The organism is Paenibacillus sp. BR2-3, assembly GCF_046529485.1.
In the GTDB taxonomy this organism is placed as follows: Bacteria; Bacillota; Bacilli; order Paenibacillales; family Paenibacillaceae; genus Paenibacillus_AQ.
On the sequence record NZ_CP126311.1, the window covers coordinates 2,292,525 to 2,304,052 of the forward strand.

Annotated in this window: 14 protein-coding genes; 13 read left to right on the plus strand and 1 reads right to left on the minus strand. The window is 52.1% G+C overall.

The features are described from left to right. Window positions 1–15 precede the first annotated feature (15 nt). A complete protein-coding gene (locus PaeBR_RS10945) occupies window positions 16–879 on the plus strand; it encodes a sporulation protein YpjB (RefSeq protein WP_410514832.1) in 864 nt (287 codons plus the stop codon). A gap of 102 nt (window positions 880–981) precedes the next feature. Here PaeBR_RS10945 and PaeBR_RS10950 read toward each other — a convergent pair whose 3' ends face one another. Next, window positions 982–1,851 (minus strand): YitT family protein, encoded by an 870-nt coding sequence (locus PaeBR_RS10950; RefSeq protein WP_410514833.1) that lies wholly within the window; start codon window positions 1,849–1,851, stop codon window positions 982–984. Between the two features lie 161 nt (window positions 1,852–2,012). On the opposite strand from PaeBR_RS10950, the gene PaeBR_RS10955 reads away from it, so the two are divergent. The 12 genes from PaeBR_RS10955 to PaeBR_RS11010 all read left to right on the plus strand — a co-directional run bounded on the left by PaeBR_RS10955 (window position 2,013) and on the right by PaeBR_RS11010 (window position 11,476). Further along, window positions 2,013–2,342, plus strand: a complete 330-nt coding sequence (locus tag PaeBR_RS10955; protein WP_410514834.1) for a nucleotide pyrophosphohydrolase — start codon at window positions 2,013–2,015, stop codon at window positions 2,340–2,342. 57 nt (window positions 2,343–2,399) lie between these two features. Further along, complete coding sequence (locus PaeBR_RS10960; RefSeq protein WP_410514835.1) at window positions 2,400–2,921, plus strand: tetratricopeptide repeat protein; 522 nt, start codon at window positions 2,400–2,402, stop codon at window positions 2,919–2,921. 31 nt (window positions 2,922–2,952) lie between these two features. Beyond that, the gene (gene dapB, locus PaeBR_RS10965) at window positions 2,953–3,756 is read left to right on the plus strand and encodes a 4-hydroxy-tetrahydrodipicolinate reductase (protein ID WP_410514836.1); all 804 of its coding nucleotides are present in this window, start codon (window positions 2,953–2,955) and stop codon (window positions 3,754–3,756) included. 17 nt (window positions 3,757–3,773) lie between these two features. Beyond that, a complete protein-coding gene (gene mgsA, locus PaeBR_RS10970; RefSeq protein WP_410514837.1) occupies window positions 3,774–4,196 on the plus strand; it encodes a methylglyoxal synthase in 423 nt (140 codons plus the stop codon). Next, window positions 4,193–4,903, plus strand: a complete 711-nt coding sequence (gene bshB1, locus PaeBR_RS10975) for a bacillithiol biosynthesis deacetylase BshB1 (protein WP_410514838.1) — start codon at window positions 4,193–4,195, stop codon at window positions 4,901–4,903. The genes mgsA and bshB1 overlap by 4 nt, the downstream gene beginning before the upstream one ends. A 35-nt stretch (window positions 4,904–4,938) precedes the next feature. Then, window positions 4,939–6,099 carry an N-acetyl-alpha-D-glucosaminyl L-malate synthase BshA gene (bshA, locus tag PaeBR_RS10980; protein WP_410515153.1) on the plus strand — a complete coding sequence of 387 codons (1,161 nt, stop codon included), beginning with the start codon at window positions 4,939–4,941 and terminating at the stop codon, window positions 6,097–6,099. Between the two features lie 10 nt (window positions 6,100–6,109). Then, on the plus strand, window positions 6,110–7,456 hold the full coding sequence (locus PaeBR_RS10985) for a CCA tRNA nucleotidyltransferase (RefSeq protein ID WP_410514839.1): 1,347 nt from the start codon (window positions 6,110–6,112) through the stop codon (window positions 7,454–7,456). Then, window positions 7,443–8,243 (plus strand): biotin--[acetyl-CoA-carboxylase] ligase, encoded by an 801-nt coding sequence (locus tag PaeBR_RS10990; protein WP_410514840.1) that lies wholly within the window; start codon window positions 7,443–7,445, stop codon window positions 8,241–8,243. The genes PaeBR_RS10985 and PaeBR_RS10990 overlap by 14 nt, the downstream gene beginning before the upstream one ends. Before the next feature lie 339 nt (window positions 8,244–8,582). Then, window positions 8,583–9,449, plus strand: a complete 867-nt coding sequence (gene panB / locus PaeBR_RS10995; protein WP_410514841.1) for a 3-methyl-2-oxobutanoate hydroxymethyltransferase — start codon at window positions 8,583–8,585, stop codon at window positions 9,447–9,449. Window position 9,450: 1 nt separating this feature from the next. Continuing rightward, window positions 9,451–10,341: a pantoate--beta-alanine ligase gene (gene panC, locus PaeBR_RS11000; RefSeq protein ID WP_410514842.1), complete on the plus strand. Its 891-nt coding sequence runs from the start codon at window positions 9,451–9,453 to the stop codon at window positions 10,339–10,341. After that, entirely contained in the window at window positions 10,334–10,717 is a 384-nt protein-coding gene (gene panD, locus PaeBR_RS11005) for an aspartate 1-decarboxylase (protein ID WP_410514843.1), read from the plus strand. Before panC ends, panD begins: the two co-directional genes overlap by 8 nt. Before the next feature lie 117 nt (window positions 10,718–10,834). After that, the gene (locus PaeBR_RS11010; protein WP_410514844.1) at window positions 10,835–11,476 is read left to right on the plus strand and encodes a tetratricopeptide repeat protein; all 642 of its coding nucleotides are present in this window, start codon (window positions 10,835–10,837) and stop codon (window positions 11,474–11,476) included. Window positions 11,477–11,528: the final 52 nt, after the last annotated feature.

The following is an 11,528-nucleotide window of genomic DNA, read 5'->3' on the forward strand; positions in this document are numbered from 1 at the left end:
CAGGAGGGATGTCTCATGCCGCTTAAAGGGTATAATCAAATTCTTGGTCTGATCCTTTGCTCGATACTGTTCCTGCCATTCGGAGGGGGAGCTTTTGCGGCTGCAGGGAGTGCCTCGGGGGCCGTGGACAATGGAGCAGCTCAAGTTAGTGCGAAAAGCCGGGCGCTGCAGTTGGAACAAGCTGCGGAGGTTCTATATGGTCATGTGCTTGAGGGGGATGTAACCAAGGTTCGTCAGGACACTGAAGCGGTATCCCGCCTTTTTGTTGCGTCTTCCTTTGAAGGATTGACCTCTGTAGAAGGTATTAATGCCCTGTCAGGTGTGATTATTGATCTGAAAGCCGCCGTGGCCGGAGCGGAAATTTCCCAGCAGCGGTGGGAATCTGCTGCAGCCAAATTGCGGCTTGCCGCGAACAGTCTGAATCATCCACGCCAGCCGATGTGGCTGCAATATTATAAGTTGATCCGCGAAGATCTGAATAATATGGAGAAAAGCGCGTCTGTAAATGATTTGGGAGCCTGGAAGACGGCTGTCCAGCGTCTTCAGAGCCGATATGAGAACATCAGACCAGCTATTCTTATTTCCCGCCCGCCGGAAGAGGTAAACGCTTTTGATTCGTGGCTGTCCTACGCCTCAGGGGTCCCGAATTCTTCCCAGCCGATTAACCGCACACGGCTACTGGAGATTGTTTCATACGGACAGGATGCTGCACGAGTATTGTTCGGCAAGGAGAAAGATGAGCCGGCTCTGTCGCTTCCATTGGCACCGGAGGCATACGGGATATGGGGACTTCTGGCGGCCAGCTTCATACTGGCTGCACTGGTATATGCGGGTTACCGTAAATATCGCGCAGAAAGACAGAGTTGGCGTCCGGTATAGTATCTGTTAATAGCAGTTGATTTTTACTGGAAAAAGAGCCGATATGAACGGTTAAAACCCGTACATCCGGCTCTTTTTGCATCTGATTAATAGTCCCTGGAGCTACGTTTCCCGGAAGCCTTCTCCGTGTACGTCATGCACATCATTGATAATTACAAAAGCCCTCGGATCTATGGATTTAACCAGCTGGCTGAGCCTGCGGATTTCCTGGCGGTATACCACACAATACACCATATGTTTGGCCTGTTTGGAGTACGCGCCGATAGCGGGAATCAAAGTAACCCCCCGATCCATTTCAGCTGTGATCAAATCCGCAATCTCGGGAGCATGATCGCTGATGATGGTAAAGGCTTTTGCGGCGTAAGCACCTTCTTGAATGAAGTCAATAACCCGTGAGGCTATAAATACAGCTACAAGTGTATATAGTATTTTTTCTCTCGGAATATACAGCAATGAGACGCCGATAATAATAATATCGATGGAAAGTATGACCTGACCCATGCTCCAGCCGAAATTTCTGCCGCAAATCCTGGCTACAATATCGACGCCGCCGGTTGTTCCTCCGAACCTGAAAACAATGCCAAGACCGAGGCCGAGGGTCACACCCGCATATAATGAAGCCAGAATGAAGTCATGCTCCGTGCGGAACGGTTCGATCCAGCCAGAATCAATCATTCTTTCGAAAATCCACAAGAAAAAGGATAATGCTCCGATACCGACTCCGGTATAGGCAATTTGCCTGGCTCCCAGAACCTTCCACCCCAATATAAACAACGGCAGATTAAGAACCAGTGTTGTCAGGAAGATGGGAATATTGAAGGCATAATTAAGCAGGATGGTGATCCCGGTGACGCCCCCCTCCATCAGCTGGTTGGGAATAATGAAATACAGCAGCCCGAAAGCATAAATCGCCGTGCCGAGCAGGATGGGAGCTACTGTTTTACTTACCGCAATGGTTTTGGATGAACTCATAAAATCCCTCGTTTGGCCTCTTTATGGGCAGTTTTTCTTAACCTAAAGGATAGTATTCCTTTTTAGCCGGACATTAAAAAAGATTTGTCTTCAAAACGTCTTTACGATAACATAGGGGCAAACAGAAGGCAAGATGCTGCAAGGAGGAGGATTGGCAATTTATGGACAAAAGTCTTGGGGACATCCAGCGAGAAGTAGACGCTTATATATCCCAATTTAAAGAGGGTTACTTCAGTCCTTTGTCTATGCTCGCACGAATGTCCGAGGAAGTCGGAGAACTGGCCCGGGAAGTCAACCACCAGTTCGGCGAAAAGCCGAAAAGGAAGGACGAAGCGGATAATTCCATCGAGCTGGAGCTGGGCGATATTATGTTTATTACGGTTTGCTTCGCCAATTCACTCGGCATTGACCTGACTGAAGCCCATAATAAAGTCATGCACAAATTCAATACCCGTGATGCCGGGAGATGGACGAAAAAAGACACCGATTAGGCCATTCAGACATATGCTGTACCATACGACCGGCAATTAGCCGTGAGGATGGTGCATATGAGTCCAGAAGATTATGTTAGACAGGCATACCGTTGTATTTTGCGAAGTGATTTTGCAGAGGCCATTCTTTGTTTCGAGGCTGCCATCTCGGAAAGTCCGGGTGATGCGGAGGTTCGTTACCGCTGCTCAATTACTTATGCCCGTAACGGCAGACTGGATAAAGCGATTGAGCACGCGCTCGCTGCGGTGGCCCTGGACGGCAGCAAGCCCGAGTATACGCTGCATCTGCAGCATTTGCAGGCATTGACTCTTGTACATGAAGCCAAAGGCTTGCTGGAGGCGGAGGGCAAGGGAAGCAAGAATCCGTACAGACCGATTACATTATTAAAAGAAGCGGTTATGCTCGATCCATTAAACGGTGATGCCTACGTGTGGCTAGCTCTTGCGTACAGCCGGATGAATGAGCATTTACAGGCTATTGCGGCCTTGAAAGAAGTCATTTCCCTGCATCCGGACGATGCCGGATTACGGCAGCTGATGAAGGATCTTCAGAAATCGCTACAAAAGTATATGCAGTAATTACACAACTAGTGAAAGCGGGGATAAACATATGAGTGACAAAATCAGAGTCATTGTATCCGGTGCCGGCGGAAGAATGGGGCAAGAAGTAGTGAAGCTTGTGCTTCAGGATGAAGCATTGGAGCTGGCGGCGGCAGTAGACCACTCTCCGCAGGAACAGGATGCCGGCCGGCTGGTAGGCCTGCCGGAAGCCGGCATTAGCGTTTCCGGGGATTTAGAGACGGCTTTGGCGGCGAGCTCAGCCGACGTGCTGGTAGACTTCACCACTCCCCAATCCGCTTATATTAACACCGCTCTTGCTATTAAATATGGAGTACGGCCGGTAATCGGGACGACAGGATTTACACCTGAACAAATTGCCGAGCTGGACAAGCAGTGTCAGGATCAGGGGATTGGCGGCCTGATTGCGCCGAACTTCTCGATAGGGGCCATACTTTTAATGAGATTTGCGGCACAGGCAGCAAAATATTTTCCTCATTTGGAGATTATCGAGTATCATGGAGACCAGAAGCTTGATGCCCCTTCGGGGACCGCTGTAAAGACTGCCGAACTGATCTCGGAGGTACGGCAGGAGCTGCGTCAAGGCAATCCGCTGGAGGAAGAAACTATTGAAGGCGCCCGCGGCGGATATTACAACGGATTCCGCATTCACAGCGTAAGGCTTCCCGGTGTATTTGCCCAAGAGGAAGTAATCTTTGGCGGGTATGGCCAGTCGCTCAAGATCAGACATGATTCCTACGAGCGTGCAGGATATATGCCGGGTGTCAAATTGGGTATTCAGAAGGTAATGGAATATACCGGAATGATATATGGATTCGATCATTTTATTGAGTAGATGGGGGAGAGTTCTTCATGATGAAGATCGCATTTATCGCACATGACCGCAAAAAGGATGAGATGGTTAATTTCGTGACCGCATATGAGCATGTATTTGATGGTCATGAGCTGTTTTCCACAGGAACGACAGGCCAGAGAATAATGGATGCAACCAAGCTGAAGATAAACCGTTTCATGTCTGGTCCCCTAGGCGGAGATCAGCAAATAGGCGCTTTGGTCGCCCAGGATGAGTTGGATCTGATTATCTTTTTGCGGGACCCGCTGATGGCTCAGCCCCACGAGCCGGATATTACGGCACTGCTTCGCCTTTGCGATGTATACGGAATTCCGGTAGCGACAAATATTGCGACTGCCGAGATTCTGGTTAAGGCCATAGACCGCGGCGATTTTGGCTGGCGGGAGCTTGTCCATAAATACAAACCAGGAGTAGACGAATGAAGCTCGATATCCTGATATTCGGCGCTCATGCCGATGATGCTGAAATAGGAATGGCAGGAACCATAGCCAAGCATACATCAGCAGGTTATACAGTAGGCTTATGCGATTTGACCGCTGCAGAAATGTCCTCCAACGGTACCGTGGAACTCCGCAAGGCGGAAGCGCAGCAAGCGGCAGATGTGCTTGGAGCAAAGATTCGTACGAATCTGGGTCTCCCCGACCGGGGTCTTTATATAACAGAGGAGCATTTGTCAGCAGTGACAGCGGAAATCCGCAGGTTCGCACCAGACATAGTGTTTGCTCCCTATTGGGAGGACCGCCATCCCGATCATATGGCTTGCAGCAAGCTGGTGGAGGAAGCGGTATTTAACGCCAAGCTGCGTAAATACATGCCGGACAAGCCGGCGGTGCCTGCGCCGCAGCTGTATTTTTATTTCATTAATGATCTGGGGCGAACCGATCTGATAGTTGATGTAACGGAGCATTATGAAGCCAAGGAAAAGGCGCTTTCCTGCTACCGTTCGCAGTTTCAGAAAACTCCGGGTGAGGATTATGTAACCACCCCGTTAACGGAAGGCTATATTGAACGCGTCCGCTCCAGGGATATGCTGCTTGGACAGCGGAGGCTCATTCCTTATGCCGAAGGATTCGCAACGAAGATTCCCCATACCGTGGAATTGTTTACTGCAGGGTCTTCACGTGTGTAGAAGACTTGATTAATGTCAAAGAAGGGGACGGAACTATGGACCGGTTGTTAAAAATAGGCATTACCTGTTATCCGTCTCTTGGCGGCTCGGGCGTGGTGGCAACGGAACTCGGTAAGCTGCTGGCCGAGAAAGGCCATGAGGTTCATTTTATTACACATAGCATCCCGTTCCGGCTGGGAACGTTTCAGAAAAATATATTTTATCATGAGGTTGAAGTTAACGATTATTATGTATTCCGCTATCCTCCCTATGATCTGGCGCTTGCTACCAAGATGGCCCAGGTCGCCAAAATGCAGGGGCTTGATCTGCTTCATGTCCATTATGCTGTTCCGCATGCGGTCTGTGCGCTCCTCGCCAAGCAGATGCTGGGCAATCAGATCAAGGTGGTTACTACGCTCCATGGAACTGATATTACGGTACTGGGTCACGATGAATCGCTTAAAGATCTCATCCGTCTGGGTATCAACGAAAGTGATGCAGTGACGGCGGTGTCGCTGGATCTCATCCAAGAGACGCACCGTGCTCTGGATATTACACGCAATATTGATTTGACTTATAATTTTGTAGATAAGCGGGTCTATTATCCGCGGGATGTTTCAGATCTGCGCGATGATTTCGCATCACCGGATGAGAAGATCCTGATGCATATCTCAAATTTTCGTCCAGTAAAACGGGTCAGTGATGTAATTGACGTATTTGCCCGTGTAAGCGCCCGGCTGCCTTCGCGGCTTCTGTTGGTAGGAGAGGGACCAGACTTGCCTAAAATCCAGGCCAAGATCACTGAAATGGGCCTGGAGGACAGAGTACGGTTCCTGGGCAAGCAGGATGACATTGCTCAAGTGATTTCGATGGCCGACCTGCTGCTGCTTCCTTCGGAAAAGGAAAGCTTTGGTCTGGTTGCTCTGGAGGCTATGGCCTGCGGGGTTCCGACAATCGGTTCGATGACCGGCGGAATACCCGAATTAATACAGCATGGAAAGACGGGTTTCCTGGCGCCGATCGGCGATACTGCTGCTATGGCTGATTACGCCATAACGCTTTTATCGGACGATCAAAAGGCCGGGCAGTTCAGAAAGGCTTGCCTGCAACGGGCCTGCGAGGATTTCAATAAAGATAAAATTACGAGACAGTATGAGGATATATATTACCGTGTACTGGGGCGTAAAGTGCCGGGACTGGATACGGTCCGGGGATAAGGAGTCAGTTATGGAATGGACCATGGCACATCCCGATATGGCGGAAGCCGCCGGAATTATAGTCAGCCGGCTGTTGGAAAAAGGCTACGAGGCTTTCTGGGTCGGGGGCTGCATTCGCGATGAGCTTTTGCACCGTCCAGTGCATGATATGGATATAACCACCTCTGCGCTGCCTGATCAAATCCTGTCAATCTTTCCCCGCTGTATTCCTACGGGACTGCAGCATGGAACAATCACAGTTCTACAGGGTAAATATGCCTTTGAGGTTACTACATACCGGACAGAGAGCGGGTATTCGGATCACCGCCGTCCGGAGCAGGTTGTTTTTGTAAAAGAGGTGAAGGAGGACCTTCGCCGCCGCGATTTCACCATTAACGCGATGGCCTGCGGCATGGATGGCCTGCTGATTGATCCGTTCGGCGGGGCGGATGATTTGCAGCGGCGTGTTGTACGCTGCGTAGGAGACGCGGAGGAGCGCTTTGAAGAGGACGCCCTGCGGATGCTTCGCTGCGTTCGGTTCGCGTCCACGCTGGGCTTCTCCGTCGCCAAGAACACGTGGCGGGGACTGTTGCGCCAGCGGGACAAGCTGGCGCATATCGCGGTGGAGCGTGTCCGCGCGGAGCTGGAACGAATAGTGGAGGGACCGCATCCCCGGCGCGGTCTCGGCATGCTCTCGCGCAGCGGGCTGCTGCTGCGCGGCAAGGCCCCGTTCCCCGTAGCCGGTACCGACCTGGCGGCAGCCGCCGCCGATGTGGCCGGGATCGGGGAACTGGAGAGCGCCCGCCTGCGGTGGGCGCTGCTCCTCCATGCCCTGGGGCGGTCGGCCGGCGAGGCCGACGAGCTCCTGCGGGCATGGACGTTCCCGGGGGCGACGCGGACTGGCGTCGCCGGGGTGCTGCGGGTCCGCGAAGCCTGGACCGCTTCAATGGCGGAGGTGCCGCCGGGGGACCCGGACGGCACGGACAAGCTGCGGCGGCGGTGGATCGCCGCCGTGCTGGCCTACGGCCCGGACGCCGCCTGCGGCTGGCTGGCGCTGCTAAGGGTGCTGCCTCCGGGTAGCGCCAGCGCCGCCTGCGTTCCGCAACCGGAAGTCCCAGCAGAGGGTACTTTCGCACCGGAGCCCGAAGACTTTCCATCCATGGCAGAGACATGGATGTCACAAATGCCTGTAACCAGCCTCGCGGGTCTGGTTGTGGGCGGCAAAGACCTGACAGAAAACTTGAACAGGCGGCCTGGACCCTGGGTAGGCGAAATACTTGACAAGCTGCTGCTGGCGGCAGCTGCAGGAGATATTCCCAACGATAGACAATTATTGCTCGCGGAAGCAAAAAGGATGGTTGGACATGAGCAACTATGAGACGCTGCTGTTGGCCCGGTTGAAGGGGAACACTTCTCTCTCCGGCTGGACGGGCGGGCTGAAGCTGCTGGAGACTGTGGTGTCCACACAGGAGGAAGCCAAAAAATTAGCCGAGAACGGCGCTCCGGAAGGAACGGCTGTCATCGCGGAGGAACAGACAGGCGGCAGAGGCCGGATGGGACGGAAGTGGCATTCTCCCAAGGGAAAAGGGATCTGGATGAGTGTTGTCCTTCGCCCTAATCTGCCTCTTATGTCTACCCCTCAGCTTACACTGCTGGCCGGAGTGGCCGTGTGCCGGGCAATCCGGCGGGCCACAGGGGTGGAAGCCGGAATTAAATGGCCGAACGATCTGCTGGTCTCGGGCCGCAAGGTCTGCGGTATTTTGCTGGAATCTTCCTTAAGTGAAGGGCAGCTTCAGTATTGCATTGCCGGAATCGGCATAGATGCAAACCTGGCAGAGGACGATTATCCGGACTTTCTAAAGGGTGTCGGCACCTCGCTCATGATTGAACGCGGAGGGCTTCCTGTAGACCGTACCGATCTTGCCGGGACGGTACTGGCTGAACTTGAGAATCTCTATACTCTATATCTGGAACAAGGCTTCGGGCCCATCAAAGAGCTGTGGGATTCCTTATCAGTGACCTTGGGGCGGCAGATTGCCCTGAATACGGCACAAGGTCGCCGTGGAGGACGGGCGGTAGGGCTCGACAGTGACGGAGGACTGCTGCTGCAGGATGACAAGGGACAATGGTTCAGTGTTTGTTCCGGTGAAATAGAAATGATTTGATATGATATGGCAAGGGTATCATCCCTTGTCATATTTTTATCGTGTAATTGCGTCATGAATTTGGTATACTATGGCTGTGAGGCAGTATCGTTTCACGAACTGCACTCTTAAAGGTTATTGAAACTGTAACCCCATGTTTTCATAAGTCTTTAAATGTACCTTCATAACTGCGTTGACGGTTACGTTGGATTCTGCTCTGAGCCGTAAGGACCGAGACAGAAGGGACGATCGCGAGTGACTCTTCTACTGCCCTTCGGACCTTTTTAGCGGACATGCTAAAAGGTTTTTTTGTTTGCGCGGATACGCGTATTTTAACTCGAAAAGGGGAATGGTGCTCAAATGGCTGAAAAACAGGCTTTGAACATTGTGAAAATGAAAAAAATGAAGCGGGACGGCGTGCCGCTGAGCATGCTGACCGCTTATGATTATCCTTCTGCACGTCTGGCTGAAGAAGCCGGTATAGATCTTATCCTCGTTGGGGATTCTTTGGGCAATGTGGTACTCGGTTACGACTCGACTTTGCCGGTCACGATTGATGACATGGTCTATCACACCCGGTCGGTGGCCCGGGGCGCTGAGCATACGTTTATCGTTGCTGATATGCCATTCCTGACGTACCACGGCGGTATTGATGAGAGTCTGCGGAGCGTACGGAGACTGATGCAGGAAGGCCGTGCCCACGCCGTTAAAATGGAAGGCGGATTGGAAATTTGCGCAACCGTGGCTTCCATCGTCTCCGCCGGCGTACCGGTGCTTGGCCACATTGGGCTGACACCTCAGTCCGTGAATATGATCGGCGGCTACCGTGTCCAAGGCAAGGATGCGAAGGACGCGCAGCGTCTGATGGATGAAGCGAAGGCTTTGGAGGCTGCGGGCGCATTTGGCATCGTGCTGGAGCTGGTAACGGAGGAAGTAGCGGAAGCGATTTCGAAGGAGCTCAGTATCCCTACGATCGGTATTGGCGCAGGGCGTTTCTGTGATGGCCAGGTGCTGGTATTTCACGATTTGCTCCAGTATGCATCCCCTTATCGAACGAAGCGTTTTGTCAAAACCTATGCAGATGTCGGCAGCTTGATCCGTGAAGGAATCAGCCAATATGTACAGGAAGTGAAGCAGCGTTCCTTTCCGGACGAGAGTCATATCTTTGCTGCGGATGAGACTGTCCTTGAATCATTATATGGAAATGCCGGAAAAGGAGTGAAGTAAGATGAGAGTGGTCCGAAATGTAGAGCAATTACGTGAAGCTATAGAATATATGCGCGGCGGAGGTCATGGCCCCATCGGGCTGGTGCCTACCATGGGATTTCTGCATGAGGGGCATGCAAGTCTGCTGCGCCGGGCCGGAGAAATGTGCGGCACGGTTGTGATGAGTATTTTTGTCAATCCGCTGCAGTTTGGACCGAATGAGGATTTCGAGTCTTATCCGCGTGATGAGAAACGGGATTTGGAGCTGGCGGAGCGGGAGGGCGCCGATATTGTTTTCATTCCAAGCGTTGAGGTGATGTACCCTGTGCCCATCCGCAGCAAGGTTATGGTATCTTCACTGACGACACAACTGTGCGGGGCTTCCCGTCCGGGTCATTTTGACGGAGTTACAACGGTGGTCGCCAAGCTGTTTAATATGGTGCAGCCCGACTATGCCTACTTTGGTCTGAAGGATGCCCAGCAGGTGGCGGTATTGCGTCAAATGGTGTCCGATCTAAACATGAACGTATCGATCATAGCATGCCCTATTGTTCGTGAGAGCGATGGTCTTGCACTGAGCTCACGCAATGTGTATCTGTCGGCGGAAGAACGTCATCAGGCACTCGTGCTGTCCCGGTCACTCCGGGAAGCCCGCGAAGCCGTTGAAGAAGGCAGAGCCGGTACGGCAGCCGAAGTAAAACAATTGCTGATTTCTGTTGTTTCACGTTCGCCGCTTGCGGTGATTGACTATGCGGAGATTTTATCGTTCCCGGGACTGGAATCCTTGGAATCCGGCTCACGCCTTACGGACACAGACGGGGAGATTATTATGGCGCTGGCTGTTAAATTCGGCAAAACGCGTCTGATTGACAATATTGTATTTACGCCCAAGGAGGTTGCAGCCCTTGTTTAGACATATGATGAAATCCAAAATTCACCGGGCGACGGTAACGGAAGCGAATTTGAATTACGTGGGCAGTATCACCATTGATGAGGATTTGATGGAAGCGGCGGATCTTTTGGAGAATGAAAAGGTGCAGATCGTTGACAACAACAACGGCTCCCGCCTTGAAACGTATGTTATTCCCGGACCGCGCGGAAGCGGCGTGATTTGTTTGAATGGTGCAGCAGCCCGGCTGGTTCACCCAGGGGATACAGTGATCATCATTTCCTATGCCTTGGTGTCCCAGGAAGAGCTGGCGGCTCACAAGCCGACGGTGGTATTCGTTGACGATCATAACATGCCGGTAAAGCTGACAGACCATGAGCTGCACGCTACGATAGCGTAAGATCCGTTCGATTTCCCGGCCATGTAATCAATGGAAGGGATGAAACAGCCTCTCCCGGCAAAAAATGAAGTCAGGCAAGTTGAACTGATTTCATTTTCAGTGAGGGTGGGATGTCCCATGTTTCAACATTTATTTGCTGAAATGAACGAGATGCTCCAGGAAATCGTCATTCATTACCCTACAGCGGAGGGTACCCGCCGGGAAGAGCTTTTATGCAAATATAACCTGCTGCGCCGGCTGAGTGATAATGTAATGGATGAATGGCTGGCCTTTGCGGAGAAAATGAACAACTTCAGCCAAGGGACGGATCTGTCCTATGCGCAAGAAGAGGAGCCGCCTCAGCGGGAAGCTCCGGAGCTTTCCATGGAGTCCTTTGTCCGCGGGCAAGGATACTATAAGCTGCTCATGTACCCGCAATGTATCGAACAGTTCAAGGCAGTCATTTCACGTTATCCGGATAGTCTCTCGGGCCGGTTGTATCTGGCGATGTCCTACCTGCATCAAGGGGAAGGTGAAACGGCGTGGGAGCATTTAAACCACATGATCACTTTGGTCAGGAACAGGAAGCTGAAAGCAATGGTCTATAATGCCATGGGCTGCATAAGGGCCTCGCAGAAACGTTATCCTGAAGCCCAGGAGCTGTTCGGTCTTTCCCTGCAGCATGATCCTTCACTTCCGGAGCCGAATGTTAACCTGGAGGTCTGCCGCCTTAAAGACGGCGAGCTTCAGTATGGAAGCCAGCTTGTTTCGCTTTTGTAATTATTACCGTTATATTCAAGCGATGCATCCACTGAACAAGCGGCGTGCATCG

Bases quoted from the DNA above. Each gene is read 5' to 3' on its own strand.
- mgsA (WP_410514837.1), top strand. From the start codon at position 3,774: ATGATGAAGATCGCATTTATCGCACATGACCGCAAAAAGGATGAGATG.
- PaeBR_RS11010 (WP_410514844.1), top strand. From the start codon at position 10,835: ATGTTTCAACATTTATTTGCTGAAATGAACGAGATGCTCCAGGAAATC.
- PaeBR_RS10960 (WP_410514835.1), top strand. From the start codon at position 2,400: ATGAGTCCAGAAGATTATGTTAGACAGGCATACCGTTGTATTTTGCGA.
- PaeBR_RS10955 (WP_410514834.1), top strand. From the start codon at position 2,013: ATGGACAAAAGTCTTGGGGACATCCAGCGAGAAGTAGACGCTTATATA.
- PaeBR_RS10950 (WP_410514833.1), bottom strand. From the start codon at position 1,851: ATGAGTTCATCCAAAACCATTGCGGTAAGTAAAACAGTAGCTCCCATC.
- bshA (WP_410515153.1), top strand. From the start codon at position 4,939: ATGGACCGGTTGTTAAAAATAGGCATTACCTGTTATCCGTCTCTTGGC.
- panB (WP_410514841.1), top strand. From the start codon at position 8,583: ATGGCTGAAAAACAGGCTTTGAACATTGTGAAAATGAAAAAAATGAAG.
- PaeBR_RS10990 (WP_410514840.1), top strand. From the start codon at position 7,443: ATGAGCAACTATGAGACGCTGCTGTTGGCCCGGTTGAAGGGGAACACT.
- PaeBR_RS10945 (WP_410514832.1), top strand. From the start codon at position 16: ATGCCGCTTAAAGGGTATAATCAAATTCTTGGTCTGATCCTTTGCTCG.
- bshB1 (WP_410514838.1), top strand. From the start codon at position 4,193: ATGAAGCTCGATATCCTGATATTCGGCGCTCATGCCGATGATGCTGAA.
- panC (WP_410514842.1), top strand. From the start codon at position 9,451: ATGAGAGTGGTCCGAAATGTAGAGCAATTACGTGAAGCTATAGAATAT.
- PaeBR_RS10985 (WP_410514839.1), top strand. From the start codon at position 6,110: ATGGAATGGACCATGGCACATCCCGATATGGCGGAAGCCGCCGGAATT.
- dapB (WP_410514836.1), top strand. From the start codon at position 2,953: ATGAGTGACAAAATCAGAGTCATTGTATCCGGTGCCGGCGGAAGAATG.